22 protein-coding genes are annotated in these 16,972 nt (G+C 39.3%); 16 read left to right on the top strand and 6 right to left on the bottom strand.

Annotated elements, in window-relative coordinates; genetic code table 11:
* The first annotated feature begins 55 nt into the window (after positions 1–55).
* The 7 genes from HMPREF1516_RS06235 to HMPREF1516_RS06205 all read left to right on the top strand — a co-directional run bounded on the left by HMPREF1516_RS06235 (position 56) and on the right by HMPREF1516_RS06205 (position 6,552).
* The gene (locus tag HMPREF1516_RS06235) at positions 56–991 is read left to right on the top strand and encodes a dihydroorotate oxidase (RefSeq protein ID WP_033606080.1); all 936 of its coding nucleotides are present in this window, start codon (positions 56–58) and stop codon (positions 989–991) included.
* A 32-nt stretch (positions 992–1,023) separates the two neighbouring features.
* Entirely contained in the window at positions 1,024–2,061 is a 1,038-nt protein-coding gene (gene holA / locus HMPREF1516_RS06230; protein ID WP_033606079.1) for a DNA polymerase III subunit delta, read from the top strand.
* 69 nt (positions 2,062–2,130) lie between these two features.
* Positions 2,131–2,736 carry a superoxide dismutase SodA gene (gene sodA / locus HMPREF1516_RS06225; protein ID WP_033606078.1) on the top strand — a complete coding sequence of 202 codons (606 nt, stop codon included), beginning with the start codon at positions 2,131–2,133 and terminating at the stop codon, positions 2,734–2,736.
* 155 nt (positions 2,737–2,891) lie between these two features.
* Positions 2,892–3,422: a YutD family protein gene (locus HMPREF1516_RS06220; RefSeq protein ID WP_033606077.1), complete on the top strand. Its 531-nt coding sequence runs from the start codon at positions 2,892–2,894 to the stop codon at positions 3,420–3,422.
* Between the two features lie 20 nt (positions 3,423–3,442).
* On the top strand, positions 3,443–4,528 hold the full coding sequence (gene rlmN, locus HMPREF1516_RS06215; RefSeq protein WP_000804762.1) for a 23S rRNA (adenine(2503)-C(2))-methyltransferase RlmN: 1,086 nt from the start codon (positions 3,443–3,445) through the stop codon (positions 4,526–4,528).
* Position 4,529: 1 nt separating this feature from the next.
* A complete protein-coding gene (locus HMPREF1516_RS06210; protein WP_033606074.1) occupies positions 4,530–5,009 on the top strand; it encodes a VanZ family protein in 480 nt (159 codons plus the stop codon).
* A gap of 1 nt (position 5,010) precedes the next feature.
* Positions 5,011–6,552 (top strand): ABC-F family ATP-binding cassette domain-containing protein, encoded by a 1,542-nt coding sequence (locus tag HMPREF1516_RS06205; protein ID WP_033606072.1) that lies wholly within the window; start codon positions 5,011–5,013, stop codon positions 6,550–6,552.
* A gap of 42 nt (positions 6,553–6,594) precedes the next feature.
* Here HMPREF1516_RS06205 and HMPREF1516_RS06200 read toward each other — a convergent pair whose 3' ends face one another.
* From HMPREF1516_RS06200 to HMPREF1516_RS06185, 4 genes are all read right to left on the bottom strand, one after another.
* Positions 6,595–6,834 carry a zinc-ribbon domain-containing protein gene (locus HMPREF1516_RS06200; protein WP_084647652.1) on the bottom strand — a complete coding sequence of 80 codons (240 nt, stop codon included), beginning with the start codon at positions 6,832–6,834 and terminating at the stop codon, positions 6,595–6,597.
* A gap of 27 nt (positions 6,835–6,861) precedes the next feature.
* Positions 6,862–7,668 carry a peptidylprolyl isomerase gene (locus HMPREF1516_RS06195; RefSeq protein ID WP_033606071.1) on the bottom strand — a complete coding sequence of 269 codons (807 nt, stop codon included), beginning with the start codon at positions 7,666–7,668 and terminating at the stop codon, positions 6,862–6,864.
* Between the two features lie 72 nt (positions 7,669–7,740).
* Positions 7,741–8,553, bottom strand: coding sequence for a Cof-type HAD-IIB family hydrolase (locus tag HMPREF1516_RS06190; protein WP_033606116.1), 813 nt, complete (start codon positions 8,551–8,553; stop codon positions 7,741–7,743).
* A 13-nt stretch (positions 8,554–8,566) separates the two neighbouring features.
* Positions 8,567–9,310: a DeoR/GlpR family DNA-binding transcription regulator gene (locus HMPREF1516_RS06185; RefSeq protein ID WP_007522213.1), complete on the bottom strand. Its 744-nt coding sequence runs from the start codon at positions 9,308–9,310 to the stop codon at positions 8,567–8,569.
* A 234-nt stretch (positions 9,311–9,544) separates the two neighbouring features.
* Between HMPREF1516_RS06185 and rpsP the strand changes: the two genes are divergently transcribed.
* The 7 genes from rpsP to HMPREF1516_RS06150 all read left to right on the top strand — a co-directional run bounded on the left by rpsP (position 9,545) and on the right by HMPREF1516_RS06150 (position 12,948).
* Entirely contained in the window at positions 9,545–9,817 is a 273-nt protein-coding gene (gene rpsP / locus HMPREF1516_RS06180) for a 30S ribosomal protein S16 (protein WP_000268760.1), read from the top strand.
* A 19-nt stretch (positions 9,818–9,836) separates the two neighbouring features.
* A complete protein-coding gene (gene kphA, locus HMPREF1516_RS06175) occupies positions 9,837–10,076 on the top strand; it encodes an RNA-binding protein KphA (RefSeq protein WP_000379617.1) in 240 nt (79 codons plus the stop codon).
* A gap of 43 nt (positions 10,077–10,119) precedes the next feature.
* Positions 10,120–10,449, top strand: coding sequence for a MazG nucleotide pyrophosphohydrolase domain-containing protein (locus tag HMPREF1516_RS06170; RefSeq protein WP_033606114.1), 330 nt, complete (start codon positions 10,120–10,122; stop codon positions 10,447–10,449).
* A 102-nt stretch (positions 10,450–10,551) separates the two neighbouring features.
* A complete protein-coding gene (locus tag HMPREF1516_RS06165) occupies positions 10,552–11,340 on the top strand; it encodes an alpha/beta hydrolase (RefSeq protein WP_033606069.1) in 789 nt (262 codons plus the stop codon).
* A 30-nt stretch (positions 11,341–11,370) separates the two neighbouring features.
* The gene (gene rimM / locus HMPREF1516_RS06160) at positions 11,371–11,889 is read left to right on the top strand and encodes a ribosome maturation factor RimM (protein WP_033606068.1); all 519 of its coding nucleotides are present in this window, start codon (positions 11,371–11,373) and stop codon (positions 11,887–11,889) included.
* Entirely contained in the window at positions 11,879–12,598 is a 720-nt protein-coding gene (trmD, locus tag HMPREF1516_RS06155) for a tRNA (guanosine(37)-N1)-methyltransferase TrmD (protein ID WP_033606067.1), read from the top strand. Before rimM ends, trmD begins: the two co-directional genes overlap by 11 nt.
* 11 nt (positions 12,599–12,609) lie before the next feature.
* Positions 12,610–12,948: an ATP cone domain-containing protein gene (locus HMPREF1516_RS06150; RefSeq protein ID WP_033606066.1), complete on the top strand. Its 339-nt coding sequence runs from the start codon at positions 12,610–12,612 to the stop codon at positions 12,946–12,948.
* Positions 12,949–12,975: 27 nt separating this feature from the next.
* On the opposite strand, the gene HMPREF1516_RS06145 is transcribed toward HMPREF1516_RS06150, so the two are convergent.
* Complete coding sequence (locus HMPREF1516_RS06145; RefSeq protein ID WP_001248069.1) at positions 12,976–13,296, bottom strand: hypothetical protein; 321 nt, start codon at positions 13,294–13,296, stop codon at positions 12,976–12,978.
* Positions 13,297–13,393: 97 nt separating this feature from the next.
* Between HMPREF1516_RS06145 and HMPREF1516_RS06140 the strand changes: the two genes are divergently transcribed.
* Entirely contained in the window at positions 13,394–13,612 is a 219-nt protein-coding gene (locus HMPREF1516_RS06140; RefSeq protein WP_000807426.1) for a YdbC family protein, read from the top strand.
* Positions 13,613–13,645: 33 nt separating this feature from the next.
* Here the strand turns inward: HMPREF1516_RS06140 and HMPREF1516_RS06135 are convergent, their stop codons facing one another.
* Complete coding sequence (locus HMPREF1516_RS06135; protein ID WP_002878417.1) at positions 13,646–14,203, bottom strand: TetR/AcrR family transcriptional regulator; 558 nt, start codon at positions 14,201–14,203, stop codon at positions 13,646–13,648.
* Positions 14,204–14,762: 559 nt separating this feature from the next.
* Here HMPREF1516_RS06135 and HMPREF1516_RS06130 point away from each other — a divergent pair.
* A partial coding sequence (locus HMPREF1516_RS06130) for a Spy0128 family protein (protein WP_033606065.1) occupies positions 14,763–16,972 on the top strand: 2,210 nt, incomplete at its 3' end.

Genomic DNA, 16,972 nt, shown 5'->3' with positions numbered 1-16,972 from the left:
AATCTTAAAGTATGGTATAATATTAGAAATAAAAGGAATCTGGAGGATCAGAATCATGGTATCAACGAAAACACAAATAGCTGGCTTTGCGTTTGACAATTGCTTGATGAATGCAGCGGGTGTGGCTTGTATGACGATAGAGGAACTAGAAGGGGTCAAAAACTCAGCAGCAGGAACATTTGTCACAAAGACTGCGACCTTGGACTTTCGTCAGGGCAATCCTGAGCCACGTTACCAGGATGTTCCACTTGGTTCTATCAACTCTATGGGCTTGCCAAATAATGGCTTAGACTATTATCTGGACTATCTTTTGGATTTGCAGGAAAAAGAGCCAAACCGTACTTTCTTCCTATCTCTAGTTGGCATGTCTCCAGAAGAAACACATACCATCTTGAAAAAAGTACAAGAGAGTGAATTCAAAGGACTGACAGAGCTCAATCTCTCTTGTCCAAACGTTCCAGGAAAACCTCAAATTGCCTATGATTTTGAGACAACAGACCGGATTTTGTCAGAGGTATTTGCCTACTTTACCAAACCTCTTGGGATCAAATTACCACCTTATTTTGATATTGTTCACTTTGATCAAGCGGCAGCTATTTTTAACAAATATCCACTCAAGTTTGTTAACTGTGTGAACTCTATCGGAAACGGCCTTTATATAGAAGACGAGTCTGTCGTTATTCGTCCTAAAAATGGTTTTGGTGGGATTGGTGGAGAGTATATCAAACCGACTGCTCTCGCTAATGTCCATGCTTTCTATCAACGCTTAAATCCGCAAATCCAAATCATCGGAACGGGTGGTGTTCTAACGGGTCGTGATGCCTTTGAACATATCCTCTGCGGTGCTAGTATGGTGCAAGTAGGAACGACGCTCCACAAGGAAGGCGTTGGTGCTTTTGAACGCATTACCAATGAACTGAAAGCTATTATGGCGGAAAAAGGGTACGAGAGCCTAGAAGATTTCCGTGGGAAATTGCGCTATATTGATTAAGTTTAATAAAAAATCAGAAGAAAGGAGAGAAGATGCTAGCCATTGAAGACAGTCAGAAGTTGACTTTATCAAATCTATCTAGCTTGAACCTATTTACAGGGACAGATCAGGGCCAGTTTGAAGTTATGAAGAGTCAAGTGTTGAAGCAGATTGGTTATGATCCAGCTGATCTCAATTTTGCTTACTTTGATATGAAAGAAGTAGCCTATAAAGACTTAGAGTTGGAGTTGGTCAGTCTCCCTTTCTTTGCGGATGAGAAAATCGTGATATTAGACCATTTTGTCGATATTACAACAGCCAAGAAACGTTTTTTAACAGATGATGAGCTCAAGTCGTTTGAGGCATACCTTGATAACCCTTCGCCAACAACCAAGTTGTTGATTTTTGCAGAAGGAAAGTTGGATAGCAAAAGACGGCTGGTCAAATTGTTCAAACGAGATGCGACTGTCTTTGATGCTATTGAGGCTAAGGAGCAAGAACTGCGCCAGTATTTCCAAAAATGGGGTCAGACACAAGGTCTGCAGTTTGTGGGGCAATCCTTTGAAAATCTACTTTTCAAGTCTGGTTTTCAATTTAGTGAAATCCAGAAAAACCTCCTTTTTTTACAGTCTTATAAGTCAGACGGCGTGATAGAGGAGAAGGACATTGTCGAAGCTATACCAAAGACCTTGCAGGACAACATTTTTGATTTGACTCAGTTTATCTTGGGCAAAAAGATTGACCAGGCCCGTGACTTGGTTAGAGACTTGACCTTGCAAGGGGAGGATGAGATCAAGCTCATAGCGGTCATGTTAGGACAGTTTCGAACCTTTATCCAGGTGAAGATTTTATCAGAAGCTGGTCAGACGGAATCACAGATTGCAAGCAGTCTGGGAACTTACTTGGGGCGCAATCCTAATCCTTATCAAATCAAGTTCGCATTAAGAGATTCGAGAGGGATTTCCTTGGCCTTTCTTAAACAAGCAATTTCTTATTTAATTGAAGCAGACTATCAGATTAAAACAGGGGTCTATGAAAAGGGCTACCTTTTTGAGAGAGCGCTGTTACAGATATCTAGCCAAGCGTATTGAGCAAAAAACTTGAAAAAAGAGGATGATTGCGTTATCATTTTCTTATAGAAAGAAAAAGAGGTATTACAGATGGCTATTATCTTACCAGACCTTCCATACGCGTATGACGCCTTGGAACCATACATCGATGCTGAAACAATGCACTTGCACCATGACAAGCACCATCAAACCTACGTCAACAATGCCAATGCTGCTCTTGAAAAACACCCTGAAATCGGTGAAGACCTTGAAGCTTTGCTTGCTGATGTAGAATCTATCCCAGCTGATATCCGCCAAGCGCTTATCAACAACGGTGGTGGACACTTGAACCACGCTCTTTTCTGGGAATTGATGACTCCTGAAAAGACTGCTCCTTCAGCAGAACTTGCAGGAGCAATCGATGCAACATTTGGTTCATTTGAAGAGTTCCAAGCAGCCTTTACAGCAGCAGCTACAACACGCTTCGGTTCTGGCTGGGCATGGTTGGTTGTCAACAAAGAAGGGAAGCTTGAAGTGACTTCAACAGCCAACCAAGACACACCAATCTCAGAAGGCAAAAAACCAATCTTGGGCTTGGACGTTTGGGAACATGCTTACTACGTGAAATACCGCAACGTGCGTCCTGACTATATCAAAGCTTTCTTCTCAGTCATTAACTGGAACAAGGTAGACGAGCTTTACGCAGCAGCTAAATAATAAAATATGGAGGGAAGAATTGTTCTTCTCTTTTTAAGGTTATAAAGCAGAAGTCTGACAGAATCGTCAGACTTTTTTCATTTTCAGGATATTCGTGCCAACTTGTAGAAAATATGGTAAAATAGAGTGTTAAGTAATCATGGAAAAGGAAGACTATGCGTAAAGAAATTGCACCTGAATTATACAATTATAACAAGTTTCCTGGCCCAGAATTTCAGGTAAATGGGGATAAGGTTGAGACTGAAGGGATTGCTTTTACCTTGGTTGAAAATATCAAGGAGGCTTTCGATGTGACCGTCTTTAATCAGCGCTTTTCAGAAGTGTTGACCAAATTTGATTATGTCGTGGGGGACTGGAGCAATGAACAGCTTCGCCTACGTGGCTTTTACAAAGACGACCGAACAGAGGAAAAAAATGAAAAGATTAGCCGCTTACAGGACTATCTTTTGGAGTACTGTAGTTATGGTTGTGCCTATTTTGTCCTAGAAAATCAAGCACCGAAGCGGGCTTCATTTGACAAGAAAATGCGTAAAAAGGAAGAGGAAAACCTTTCTAGAAGAAGCAAGAAACCTTCGCAAAACAAGAGAAAACCAAATACGGATAAGCGAAATAGACGTCGTCATAAGGACCAAAAGTCTCAGAAAGAGGACAAGGGACGGCGCCATTTTGTCATTCGTCAGAAATAGCTAGAGAATAAGGAGAAGAGATGAAACCGTCTATTTATAGTTTAACACGTCAAACCATGCAAGAATGGGTATTAGAACAAGGAGAAAAGAAATTCCGAGCAGACCAAATCTGGGAATGGCTTTACCGTAAACGTGTCCAGTCATTTGAAGAAATGACCAACCTTTCCAAGGATTTGATTGCCAAGCTCAATGACCAGTTTGTGGTCAATCCATTGAAACAACGGATTGTACAAGAGTCAGCTGACGGTACTGTTAAGTATCTTTTCGAGTTGCCAGATGGCATGTTGATTGAGACAGTACTCATGCGTCAACACTACGGTTTGTCAGTCTGTGTGACCACTCAGGTCGGCTGTAATATTGGTTGTACCTTCTGTGCATCAGGCTTGATCAAGAAACAACGCGACCTCAATAACGGTGAAATTGTAGCGCAGATCATGTTGGTTCAGAAATACTTTGATGAGCGTGGTCAGGACGAGCGTGTCAGCCATATTGTTGTCATGGGAATTGGTGAACCATTTGATAACTACAACAATGTTTTGAATTTTGTTCGTACCATCAATGATGACAAAGGGATGGCTATCGGTGCTCGTCACATCACTGTTTCAACCTCAGGTTTGGCCCATAAAATTCGTGACTTTGCTAATGAAGGCGTACAGGTTAATCTGGCTGTTTCTCTTCACGCACCCAATAATGAATTGCGCTCAAGCATCATGAAGATCAATCGTGCTTTTCCGATTGAAAAGCTCTTTGCAGCTATTGAGTACTATATCGAAACAACCAATCGCCGTGTGACCTTTGAATACATCATGCTCAATGAAGTCAACGATGGTGTTGAACAAGCCTTGGAATTGGCTGAATTGCTCAAGAACATCAAGAAATTGTCTTATGTAAACTTGATTCCTTATAATCCAGTTAGTGAACATGACCAATATAGCCGTAGTCCTAAAGAGCGCGTGATGGCCTTCTACGATACCCTCAAGAAAAAAGGGGTCAACTGTGTTGTCCGTCAAGAGCATGGTACAGATATTGATGCAGCTTGTGGACAATTACGCTCGAATACAATGAAACGTGATCGCCAGAAGGCAGTCGCAGCGGTAAATCCATAAAATGACTAAAAAAAGAGAATTAATCTTAAGATTGGGAGTGGCTGTTTACGGCCTATGCATTATTTGTTTTTGTTTTACTCCCCAACCTCAACTTCCTACAGGAGTGGAAACTCCAGGTATTCAAACTTTTGGACGCCTGGTTTTTCTTTTAACTCCCTTAAACTCCCTTTGGAATCTGGGTGAAGTGACCAGTTTGGGACAAGTCATTTGGATCTTTTTGCAGAACATCTTGAATGTCTTCTTGCTCTTCCCTCTGGTCTTTCAACTGATCTATCTCTATCCAAACTTGCGGCAAACGAAAAAAATCATCCTTCTCAGTTTTCTACTGAGTCTAGGAATCGAGTGTACGCAGCTGATCTTAGACTTTTTCTTTGATTTTAATCGCGTCTTTGAGATTGATGATTTGTGGACCAATACCCTGGGTGGCTATCTGGCTTGGGTCCTCTATAAAGGACTGCATAAAAACAAGATAAGGAATTAGAATGAGTATTTTAGAAGTTAAAAATTTGAGTCACGGTTTTGGTGACCGTGCAATTTTTGAAGATGTGTCCTTCCGTCTCCTCAAGGGAGAGCATATCGGTCTAGTTGGTGCCAATGGTGAAGGGAAATCAACCTTTATGAGTATCGTGACTGGTAAGATGTTACCAGATGAAGGGAAGGTGGAGTGGTCCAAATATGTGACTGCTGGCTATCTGGACCAGCATGCTGTTCTAAAAGAAGGCCAAACCGTTCGTGATGTGCTCCGTACGGCCTTTGATGAGCTTTTCAAAGCAGAAGCACGTATCAATGACCTCTACATGGAAATGGCAGAAGAAGGAGCAGATATCGATACGCTGATGGAAGAAGTTGGAGAACTCCAAGACCGTTTGGAGAGTCGTGATTTTTATACTTTAGATGCCAAGATTGATGAAGTAGCGCGTGCCCTCGGTGTGATGGACTTTGGCATGGATACAGATGTAACAGCCTTATCAGGTGGACAAAGAACCAAGATCCTTCTGGCTAAACTTCTCCTTGAAAAACCAGATATCTTGTTGCTTGACGAGCCAACCAACTACTTGGATGCTGAACACATTGACTGGCTCAAGCGTTATCTCCAAAACTATGAGAATGCCTTTGTCCTTATTTCGCACGATATTCCTTTCCTCAACGACGTAATCAATATCGTCTACCATGTGGAAAATCAACAGTTGACGCGTTACTCTGGTGACTACTACCAGTTCCAAGAAGTCTATGCCATGAAGAAATCTCAGTTGGAAGCGGCCTATGAACGTCAGCAGAAAGAGATTGCGGACCTCAAGGACTTTGTCGCTCGAAACAAAGCGCGTGTCGCAACACGTAATATGGCCATGTCCCGTCAAAAGAAACTGGACAAGATGGACATCATCGAACTTCAAAGCGAGAAGCCAAAACCATCCTTTGATTTCAAACCAGCTCGTACACCTGGGCGCTTTATCTTCCAAACCAAGGACTTACAGATTGGTTATGACCGTCCACTCACCAAGCCTTTAAATCTCACCTTTGAACGCAATCAAAAGGTTGCTATTATCGGAGCCAATGGTATTGGGAAAACAACCCTCTTGAAGTCTCTCTTGGGAATTATTCCACCCATTGCTGGAGAAGTTGAACGTGGCGACTACCTTGAACTTGGTTACTTTGAACAGGAAGTAGAAGGTGGGAATCGCCAAACTCCTCTTGAGGCTGTATGGAATGCCTTTCCTGCACTTAACCAAGCAGAAGTTCGTGCAGCCCTTGCTCGTTGTGGCTTGACAACTAAACATATCGAAAGTCAGATTCAGGTCTTGTCAGGTGGGGAACAAGCCAAGGTGCGTTTCTGTCTCTTGATGAACCGTGAAAACAACGTTTTAGTACTGGACGAGCCGACCAACCACTTGGATGTGGATGCCAAGGATGAACTCAAACGGGCTCTCAAAGAATACAAGGGATCTATCCTTATGGTCTGCCACGAACCAGACTTTTATGAAGGTTGGATGGACCAAATCTGGGACTTTAATAAGCTAACTTAAAAGCACTAAAAAAGGCCAAGTCATTAGACTTGGTCTTTTTAACTAGTAATTTAAATAGCTTTCAATTTCAGATTTTTCAATTTCATGCCCATATTTGCATACAGGACAAGAAACATAGTAAGATTTTCCATATGGGAAGAGTGGAATCCAGTAGAGTGTGAACTTGCGTCCAGTTTCTACAATTTCCCAAGTGTCTGTATTGTTGCAGTGACCACATTCGATTGCAGTTTGCGTATGTCCCAAATCTTTCTGATAACCTTTAGAACCCCAAAATAGAATCATATCATCGTCTCCTTATCTGTTGATGGCTTATTTTTTGCTGAAGTCGTAGTCTTTCACCACTTCGATACTATCAATGGTGATAGCAGACGTTGGTTTGTCTTTCTCATCTTTTTCAGCTTTGGCAATCTTGTCAACAACGTCCATGCCATCGATGACTTGACCAAAGACAGGGTGTTTGCCGTCTAGACTTGGATTTCCACCTTCTTTATAGGCTTCGATGATTTTCTTTGGATACTTGCTGGTAGGGAGTTTAGCAGAAATATCTGTTGAGTTTTGGTTGATGAAGAACTGGCTACCGTTGGTGTTTGGTTGACCAGTATTAGCCATAGCAAGGGCTCCTCGGATATTGTATAGGTAAGGAGAGATTTCATTTTTGAAACCAGTTCCCTTGTCCTTTGTTTTATCCTTATCATGCCAGATAGATTGGCCGCCTGTACCATCTCCCTTAGGATCTCCAGTTTGGACCATAAAGCCATCAATGACACGGTGGAAGGTGATGCCGTTATAATAGCCTTCCTTAGCGTGAGTAAGGAAGTTTTCAACCGCAAGAGGTGCTAGTTTTGGAAAGAGTTTGATGCGGATATCGCCTTGATTTGTATGTAAAATGACCTCGGCTTCATCTTCGGCAACTTCTTTAGAAAGTTGAGGGAAGTTGGCATTTTCATTAGTTAGTGCGTCATTCAAATCTTTGGCAGCCTGAGCAGCTGCTTTTGAGCTTTCTTCTGCTGCAAGACTAGAGTCGACATAGTCATCACCACGGAGACCACGTTGGATACTAGTACATCCAGCAAGGGCTATAGTTGATAGTAAAAGAAGGGTTGCTAGTTTTTTCATTGTTAACCTCTCAAAAATTCATTTCTACCATTGTACCCTAAAAGGGAGGTGATTTCAAATTTTAAAATGAGGTTATTTTGCTAATACATGTAATTTTATAGCTTGACTTACTCCATTTTGTTCATTAGAGTATGTTACTGCATTTGCACAGTCTTTGACATCTGTAGGAGCATTTCCCATTGCAATACCGAGACCTGCGGTTTCAATCATGGGAATATCATTATAATTGTCACCCAAGGTCATAATCTCCTTGAGAGGAATTTGATAATAGTTAGCCAATTCTAACAGAGCCTGTTTTTTAGACACTTGATTATGTGTGACTTCAAGATAGTTATCCTTGGAGAGATAAAAGTCGGTTTGAGGGAAATCCATAATGGATAAGATGTTTTGTAGTTTCTGTATAGTGTCTGCTTTATCAATTAATAATAGTTTATGAACAAGAGTATGTTCCTCTCTTATAAAATCTGTTATAGATGTAACTTTTGGACTTTCTCCAGTAATGTTAGCTTCGATTTGTACCCATTTATCTAAAGTATTAACAAACCAATCTTGTCCAGAATAAACATTGATAGAAACTGTCGGAAATTCTCTTTTTAAAAAATCATGAAGAAATGCCAATTCTTTTTTATCAATAGAATGCTGACTTAGAACCTCATCCCCCTTACTGATTAGGGCACCATTATAGCATGCAATTGGAAAGTCGGAAATTCCTAGTTTTCTAGAAATTGGAGCAATACCGAGAGGAGAGCGAGCAGAAGCTAAGACAAAAGGGATTTCTTTTTGTTTTAAAATTGGCATCAGTTCAGGCAAATAAGAGTCTATCTGGTGATTTTTGTCTAAAATTGTTCCGTCAATATCGCTTATAATCAATTTAATATTTCTCATAGCTTCCTCCCTTTTAAAATAGAATAGTTGTTTTGCCATCTAAAGATCGCTGAATTTCTATATCGGGTTCTTTGTCTGTAATCCAATAATCAAAATCAGCTAGTTCAGACAGAATAAAGTGAGAGTGTTTACTTACTTTACTGGTTTCAGCCAGTAAGACACGAGTTTTGCTTGTTTTAAATGCTCTCTTTTTCATTAGAACATCTTCTTGGTCTTCAAAACTAACTTGACCATCTGAAAGACTTGCAGCTCCAAAAAAAGCTAAATCAAACTTAATAGAGTTTAAAATGTCCGATTCTTCTAGAGAGTAATAGAAACGATTCTTTTTATGAAACTTTCCGCCTAGAATGTGAAAATCGACATTTTCTTTTCCTCCTAGAATAAGCGCATTATCTAATGAATGACTGAAAATACTAACTTCTTTCTCAAGTATTTTAGCTAATTCTAGTACAGTTGTTGAAACATCAAAGAATAGTAGGTCTCCATTAGAAATGAGTTCCTTTGCTAGAGAGGCGATTTTCTCTTTTTCTTTGGAAGATTGTTCTCTCCTGTCTTTAAAGCCTAGTATAGGCTGTTTCTTTATTGATAGCAATCCTCCGTGAGTTCTTTGTGCTCTATTTTCCTTTGCAAGAATAGAAAAATCTCTGCGGACGGTATCTTTGGATACTTGGAAATAGTCAACCATTTCTTTTGCTGAAAGACTTCCTCTCTCTTCTAAAAGTGTTATGATTTCTTCTAATCGTTGTGCTTGGTACATAAATTCACCTGCTTTCTGATTCTATTTTACTCTTTTTTGCAAGTCAAATCAAGCGTTTATAAGTTTTTTTAATTTAAAATCAATTTATTTAAGTTTTTTGGGGCGAATCTGAAAAAATCAAAACTCTGTCAAGTTTTTTTCTTGACACCTTTCAGAAATCTGCTATAATAGAACATGTGCTAAATAGCTCAGCTATTTCACCGAAATAAAAAATAAGAAAAGAGACATTAAAAAATGGCAGTTAAAATCCGTTTGACTCGTATGGGTTCTAAGAAAAAACCTTTCTACCGTATCAACGTAGCAGACTCACGTTCACCACGTGACGGACGTTTCATCGAAACAGTTGGTACTTACAACCCACTTGTTGCTGAAAACCAAGTAACTTTGAAAGAAGACCGCGTTCTTGCATGGTTGGCTGATGGAGCTCAACCTTCAGATACAGTACGTAACATCCTTTCAAAAGAAGGCGTATTGAAAAAATTCCACGATTCTAAATTCTCAAAATAAGTTTAAAGTAGGTTGACAGATGGATACGATTGAAAATCTCATTATTGCGATTGTGAAACCTTTGATTTCACAACCTGATGCCTTAACTATTAAGATTGAAGACACACCAGAGTTTTTGGAGTATCACTTGGATCTTGACCAAAGCGATGTCGGTCGTGTTATCGGTCGTAAGGGTCGCACTATCTCAGCGATAAGAACGATTGTCTACTCTGTCCCAACTGAAGACAAAAAAGTAAGAATCGTTATCGATGAAAAATAAAAAAAGCGGGACGGATGTCTCGCTTTTTTGTGAGGAGGAGAAAATGAAAGATTTAACGTTTAGACAATTACAAGCCTACTTACTCGAACATTACCAGCAGTCTCGAACTGAGGAAGGCCTCTTTATCAAGTTAGTGGAGGAAGTCGGAGAAGTAGCCGAGGTCTTGAATGGGCGCTCCGGTCGAAAAGAGGGCGTTCAGGACTCAAACGAGGAACTAGCCAGAGAACTAGCTGATATCATTCATTACACCGTCGCAATTGCAGCTATTAATGACATAGACCTAACCAAAGCCATCTTTGAGAAAGATAAAAAAGCAGCCATTAAGTACCAACATGAACGTGATTTAGAAAAGTTTTTAGATGCTCAAAGCTGATTGCAGTCACTGTTCTTCAACTTGTGAAAATCCCTGGAACGTGATAAAATAAAGGATAAGGATTTTTAATAAATCATTGTTATAGAATGAGTGGATTTCTTTATGAAGAGGATTGAAGTAACTACAAAAATTGGCAGTCTCTCTGTTACTTATCAAAAGCAAAAGAAAGTGCTAGTTTGTCTAAATGGAGCAGATTTGATACCAAGTTATGAGAATTATTCACTTATACTTGAAAAACTTCCTCCTACAATTGGTTATTTGACAATTGATTTTCCAAACACAGGTAGGAGTCCGATTCATGACCAAGCTGGAAAAAAGCTGGATAATCTTGTAGATGCAGTTTATGAAGTACTTGAAGAATTGGCGATTTCTGAATATATACTTTGTGTTCATAGTTTGAGTGGAATTTTAGCTTGCAAATTGCTCAACAAACCAATTAAGTGTCAGGCTTTAGTAGCGATTGAACCGACAACTAAAAAAGTCATGTTTGCTGATTTTTCAGAAACTCCTTATCCAGAAATGGAAGAGCAGATGAGGTTGATTGACGAGTATGGTCCTGAACTTTATTTGAAGAATTTAACTCAAGCAACATTTAGCTCTGAAATGAATAAAGTAATCTGGGAAATAATTCAAGAAAAAGGCTTAGAGTTGGAAAAGCAAAATCCAGGATTTCAGATATCTGGAGAGATTACTGAGGAAGATTTTGAGGATGTATCAATAGCAGATTGTATCCCTGTATTTATTTTCTGTCAGGCTTATAGAGAAAAAGAGTACAGAGAATCAGAATATTGGACTTCACATTCTAAACTCATTTTAGGAGGGAATCACCATTATTTACAATGGTCAGAATCAGAAAAGATTGCAGCTATCATTCGAGAATTGTCAGAATAAGATGGAAAGAAGGAGAGTACAGGAGACAAGATGAACTACTTTAATGTTGGGAAAATCGTCAATACGCAGGGATTGCAGGGTGAGATGCGAGTCTTGTCTGTGACGGATTTTGCCGAGGAACGTTTTAAAAAAGGAGCAGAGCTGGCTTTATTTGATGAAAAAGACCGGTTTGTTCAAACAGTGACCATTGCTAGCCACCGTAAGTATAAGAATTTTGACATTATCAAATTCAAAGATATGTACCATATCAATGCGATAGAAAAGTACAAAGGTTACAGTCTCAAGGTCGCTGAGGAAGATTTGAACGATTTAGATGATGGTGAATTCTATTATCACGAGATTATCGGTTTGGATGTTTACGAGGGAGATAACTTGATAGGAACTATCAAGGAAATTCTGCAACCAGGTGCCAACGATGTCTGGGTAGTCAAACGAAAAGATAAGCGTGATTTGCTTCTACCTTACATTCCGCCAGTAGTTCTCAATGTTGATATTCCAAACAAGCGGGTTGATGTGGACATCTTAGAAGGGTTAGACGATGAAGATTGATATTTTAACCCTCTTTCCTGAGATGTTTTCTCCGCTGGAGCACTCTATAGTTGGGAAGGCTCGTGAAAAAGGGCTCTTGGATATCCAGTATCATAACTTCAGAGAATACGCTGAAAAGGCTCGTCATGTTGACGATGAGCCCTACGGAGGCGGTCAGGGGATGTTGCTCCGTGCCCAACCCATTTTTGATGCTTTTGATGCTATTGAAAAGAAAAATCCGCGCGTCATTCTCCTAGACCCAGCTGGAAAGCAGTTTGACCAGGCTTATGCTGAAGATTTGGCTCAAGAGGAAGAGCTAATCTTTATCTGCGGCCACTATGAAGGGTATGACGAGCGCATCAAGACCTTAGTAACCGATGAAATTTCCCTAGGAGACTATGTCTTAACTGGAGGAGAATTGGCGGCCATGACTATGATTGATGCGACTGTTCGCCTGATTCCAGAAGTGATTGGCAAGGAATCTAGCCACCAAGATGATAGTTTTTCTTCTGGCCTTCTTGAATATCCTCAGTATACACGCCCTTATGACTATCGAGGCATGGTCGTGCCAGATGTGCTCATGAGTGGACATCATGAGAAGATTCGCCAGTGGCGACTTTACGAAAGTCTAAAGAAAACCTACCAGCGCAGACCGGACTTATTAGAAAACTATCAACTGACAGCCGAGGAAGAAAAGATGCTGGCTGAAATCAAAGAAAAAAAAGAATAAAGGAGAACCTTATGCAAGTAATCAAACGTAATGGAGAAATTGCTGAATTTGATCCAGATAAAATTTACCAAGCTGTCCTAAAAGCAGCTAAAACAGTTTATGTTTTGACTGATGACCTACGTCAAAACCTAGCGCAAGTTACTAAGAAAGTCGTTTTGGACTTGGAAGAAGCAAAAGTAGAACGTGCTACTATCAGCATGATCCAATCAATGGTAGAGCACCGCTTACTTGGAGCTGGCTACATTACCATCGCAGAACACTATATCTCTTATCGTTTGCAACGCGATTTGGAGAGAAGTGGTTATGGCGACCATATCGCAGTTCACCTTCATTTTGAACAAATCCGTTAAGAAAAAGAGTGGGATGAAAAGAACATCTCACTCTTTCTTAAATAGACTTTTCTGAGCTTTTTGTACAGTTGAGGGAACAAAACGAAGTCGTTTAATATCACTGATACGAATGATTCGGGTCACGTTTTTTGAAAAATTTTTGATGATAATTTGTTGGCGATTAGCATCGTGTTTGACAATATCACCCGTAAAACTTGTCTCGGCAAGTATGACATGAACAGCCGTCTTTTTATGGATGGCTTGTTCAATCATAGCAGTGAGGGAGTTATCCTCGATTTGAGGATGATCATCATTCCCATTGAGAAAACCATGTAGTTTATCTAGAACTAGTTGGAATGCCTGTCTCATAGAATCCTCCCTTCTTACATATCCACATTATATAAAATTTTTTTAAAAACTACAAGATTTTTCGAATAATCTAATGAAAACTAAAAAGGAGAACAAAATGGCAGAATTTACATTTGAAATCGAAGAACACTTACTGACCTTGTCCGAAAATGAAAAAGGATGGACCAAGGAAATCAACCGCGTCAGCTTTAATGGAGCCCCTGCAAAGTTTGACATTCGCGCTTGGAGTCCGGATCATACTAAAATGGGCAAGGGAATTACTCTTACAAATGAAGAATTTCAGATAATGGTTGATGCCTTTAAAGGTGGACAATAAAAAGAATCTTGAGTGGGACTCAAGATTCTTTTTTTATGACACAATATAGTCACAGAGAGAAGTCTTAGCCAATTGAATAAAAGTCTCTCTAAATTCTTCGGGTGGTGTTGGATTATCCTTACGAATCCACACTTCAATGAATGAAATCGCCATGGCCGTAATGATATAGGCCATGTCCTCTTCACTAAAATTATATTTCAGCTGGTAGTTAACATTTTTTAGTACCCACTGAGAATATTTTTCACGTAGAAACTCCCTCCAACAAGTGGTGGCTTGAGAATTGTACAAGGTACCGACGACTTCTCGCTTTTCATAGATGAGAGGGAGAATGTGGTCTGCTAAGAAAGTGATGGGATTGCCATCTCGTTCAGGACAGTAGTTGTTAAAATTATTAAAGATCTGTTGATCAGTCTCCTTGTGGATATAATCGATAATATCTTCGAAGTTATTAAAGTGCTTTTGATAAATCGCTTGGCGGGAAATACCAGCTTCTGCAGCAATCTCAGTCATGGTAAAAGAAGTCCGCTGAGGGTTTCTCCTTGCAAGAGTGATAAAAGCACCTAAGATTAACTCTCTAGTTTTATTTGCCATAGCTTTACCTTCCTATCTATAAATATTAAAAATACTAGATTTAGTATTACCCCAAGTTTTCCTTTAGCATAAATAAACTGAATAGATGATTATTCGAAAGCCTTTATAAGACTATTATATCATAGATTCATTATAAATAACAGATTATTACGGGGAGCTAGTACTATTTGCAAACTCCTATTATATCAGTATTTTCAGACAATTATTAGGATAGTCACTTTTTATATGGTATCATGAAATAATATATCAAAAAAGTTGACATCGTATAAATAAATAACAAGGTGAATTGCAAGGGTTTAATAAAAATATTCAATGATATGTAGTATAATAGTCATGGATAATATTTTGCTATATTTCCATCTGACCAAGAGTAATGATACTCCTGCTAAAGATTGAATTGAATAAATATTTCAAAATACTATAATAGTGTACTCATTTTCCAAAGCAAGTGTTACAAGTATGTTATCGTGTAACAAATCATGCGATTGAAAGGGGTGTTGCCTACTGGGAGAAGAAGATGCACTATTCAATCAATTTCAATCATTTAGAAAGGAAAGTCATGAAATTTAAGAAATTGTGGCTCTATATTTTAACGCCACTACTCGTTTTATTGGGTTCTGCTGCTTTGACAAATACAGTTCAAGCACAAGAACTTAAAAATGTCATTACCAAAGTAGGAATTTGGGAGACTGATAATGGTAAGTTTGTGACACCAGATGCTAAAGGAGTTTACAACCTATCACCACAAAATCAATCTTACGAAAACTATAAGTTTGCTGCTGATTTTGATTTGAGCGCTTATGATGGAAAACTGAAGGATGGTGATACCTTTACATTCACTATTCCAGCTCCATTATCTGTTCGTGCTGAAACCTTTGAACTCAAAGATAAAGAGACTGATACTGCTGTAGGTGATGCAACAGTTGTTTCTAATGGTGACAACCAAGGTGGTAAAGTTACTATTACTTTGAAAAACCTTGCTGAGTACCTTAAGAAAAAAGGTGGTACAGAAGTTCGTGGTGTTTCAGGTACCTTCTACGTAGCTTTCAGCTCTAAGAAAGAAACAGAAGAAGAATCAATTCAACTTGATAAGACAGAAACAAAAGATGATGTCAATTTTAAGATGAAGTTCAAAAAAGGTGGAGAACAGGACTATTCTAAGGGTATTGGTAAAACAAACATTAGCAAAGTTAATGGTACTATCAATAAAGAAAAATGGGAATCAGCTCTCCTTGGAAAATCAGGAGATTATGTTCACAAGTGGAATCTTCGTGTAAACCCTAAACAAGCTGAGTACAACAAGATTGTAGTTCGCGACTGGGTTGACAAAGACTACTCTCCAATGCAAATCATCCCTGAATCAATCGTGGTTACAGCTGGTTACTACAACAAGGTATACGCTTTAGTTGACGATGTAACTCTTGAAGCAGGTAAAGACTACGAAATCAAGTGGAATGATTCTTACACTGAGTTCACTATTACCTTTAATAATGCTAAAGCTATCCGTGCTACAAACGGTAAAGCAGCAGCATTCCGTATCGTCTATAACACAACAGCGCCAGCTGACGGAACAAAAGTTCAAAACAATGCTGAAATCACAGCTGATGATAAAGTTCTTCCAGTGAGCGATGATCGTACTGAAACTATTACAAAAGTTATTGGTAACTCAACAGTTACATCAGGTGGTACTATCCAACTGAAAACTGGTTACCGTATTACGCTGTATAAAGTAGATGAAAAATCACTTGACCGTCTTGCAGGAGCTAAATTTAAAATCACTCCTCCAGAAGGTGCAATTACAGCTAAAGAAGAAATAGTAACAACAGACGCTAGTGGTGTTGCCCAGTCTAAAATCTACACTGATGAAGACGTTAAAAAGGGTGAATTCACCATCACTGAAGTTGAAGCTCCTAAAGGTTACCAATTGGATTCTACTCCAATCAAAGTAACTGTTGGTCAAGAAGGTGTTATCAAAACAGTCACAAACAAACGCAACAACACAAAAGCTCAGATCCAAGCAATTAAAAAATTGACTGGTCGTGCGATGAAAGCTGGCGAGTTTGAATTTGACTTGTTTGATGATAAGACAAATAAAGTTGTTGAAACAGTGACAAACGATCAAGACGGAAACATTAAGTTTGCTGAATTGACATTTGACAAGGCTGGTACATACAACTATCACATCGTTGAGAAAAAAGCCAATAAAACAGAAAAAGGTGTTACTTATGATGCTAACCCTGTTGGCGTTACAGTCACTGTAACAGCAGACTCTGAAGGGAAATTGGCTGCAGCTGTGTCTTACGAAAGTGATGATAAGACTTTCGAAAACACTTACGCTGCTGAAAAAACTTCAGCTTCTCTTGAAGTGACTAAGAAGTTGACTGGCCGTGAGTTGAAAGCTGATGAATTTGAGTTTGTCTTGAAGAATGATGCAGATGGTTCAGAACTTCAAAAAGTGAAGAACACTGCTGACGGTAAAGTAACATTCGCTCCAATCGAATATACTAAAGCTGGTACATACAACTATACCATTGTTGAAACAAACGCTGGTAAGACTGTTGATGGTGTGACTTACGATAATCTTGAAGTTAAAGTCACAGTAGAAGTTACAGATGACGGCGAAGGAAAACTTCATGCGAATGTGACTTACCCAGCGGACAAAGAATTCAATAACAGCTATGGAACTTCAAAAGCAAAAGCAGCTCTTGAAGTGACTAAGAAGTTGACAGGACGTGAGTTGAAAGCTGATGAATTTGAGTTCACTTTGAC

Source organism: Streptococcus sp. CM6, from assembly GCF_000526095.1.
In the GTDB taxonomy this organism is placed as follows: Bacteria; Bacillota; Bacilli; order Lactobacillales; family Streptococcaceae; genus Streptococcus; species Streptococcus oralis_BW.
Note: the sequence above shows the minus strand (reverse complement) of the source record. Positions and strands in the feature narration are given on the sequence as shown.

Bases quoted from the DNA above. Each gene is read 5' to 3' on its own strand.
- HMPREF1516_RS06235 (WP_033606080.1), top strand. From the start codon at position 56: ATGGTATCAACGAAAACACAAATAGCTGGCTTTGCGTTTGACAATTGC.
- holA (WP_033606079.1), top strand. From the start codon at position 1,024: ATGCTAGCCATTGAAGACAGTCAGAAGTTGACTTTATCAAATCTATCT.
- sodA (WP_033606078.1), top strand. From the start codon at position 2,131: ATGGCTATTATCTTACCAGACCTTCCATACGCGTATGACGCCTTGGAA.
- HMPREF1516_RS06220 (WP_033606077.1), top strand. From the start codon at position 2,892: ATGCGTAAAGAAATTGCACCTGAATTATACAATTATAACAAGTTTCCT.
- rlmN (WP_000804762.1), top strand. From the start codon at position 3,443: ATGAAACCGTCTATTTATAGTTTAACACGTCAAACCATGCAAGAATGG.
- HMPREF1516_RS06210 (WP_033606074.1), top strand. From the start codon at position 4,530: ATGACTAAAAAAAGAGAATTAATCTTAAGATTGGGAGTGGCTGTTTAC.
- HMPREF1516_RS06205 (WP_033606072.1), top strand. From the start codon at position 5,011: ATGAGTATTTTAGAAGTTAAAAATTTGAGTCACGGTTTTGGTGACCGT.
- HMPREF1516_RS06200 (WP_084647652.1), bottom strand. From the start codon at position 6,834: ATGATTCTATTTTGGGGTTCTAAAGGTTATCAGAAAGATTTGGGACAT.
- HMPREF1516_RS06195 (WP_033606071.1), bottom strand. From the start codon at position 7,668: ATGAAAAAACTAGCAACCCTTCTTTTACTATCAACTATAGCCCTTGCT.
- HMPREF1516_RS06190 (WP_033606116.1), bottom strand. From the start codon at position 8,553: ATGAGAAATATTAAATTGATTATAAGCGATATTGACGGAACAATTTTA.
- HMPREF1516_RS06185 (WP_007522213.1), bottom strand. From the start codon at position 9,310: ATGTACCAAGCACAACGATTAGAAGAAATCATAACACTTTTAGAAGAG.
- rpsP (WP_000268760.1), top strand. From the start codon at position 9,545: ATGGCAGTTAAAATCCGTTTGACTCGTATGGGTTCTAAGAAAAAACCT.
- kphA (WP_000379617.1), top strand. From the start codon at position 9,837: ATGGATACGATTGAAAATCTCATTATTGCGATTGTGAAACCTTTGATT.
- HMPREF1516_RS06170 (WP_033606114.1), top strand. From the start codon at position 10,120: ATGAAAGATTTAACGTTTAGACAATTACAAGCCTACTTACTCGAACAT.
- HMPREF1516_RS06165 (WP_033606069.1), top strand. From the start codon at position 10,552: ATGAAGAGGATTGAAGTAACTACAAAAATTGGCAGTCTCTCTGTTACT.
- rimM (WP_033606068.1), top strand. From the start codon at position 11,371: ATGAACTACTTTAATGTTGGGAAAATCGTCAATACGCAGGGATTGCAG.
- trmD (WP_033606067.1), top strand. From the start codon at position 11,879: ATGAAGATTGATATTTTAACCCTCTTTCCTGAGATGTTTTCTCCGCTG.
- HMPREF1516_RS06150 (WP_033606066.1), top strand. From the start codon at position 12,610: ATGCAAGTAATCAAACGTAATGGAGAAATTGCTGAATTTGATCCAGAT.
- HMPREF1516_RS06145 (WP_001248069.1), bottom strand. From the start codon at position 13,296: ATGAGACAGGCATTCCAACTAGTTCTAGATAAACTACATGGTTTTCTC.
- HMPREF1516_RS06140 (WP_000807426.1), top strand. From the start codon at position 13,394: ATGGCAGAATTTACATTTGAAATCGAAGAACACTTACTGACCTTGTCC.
- HMPREF1516_RS06135 (WP_002878417.1), bottom strand. From the start codon at position 14,203: ATGGCAAATAAAACTAGAGAGTTAATCTTAGGTGCTTTTATCACTCTT.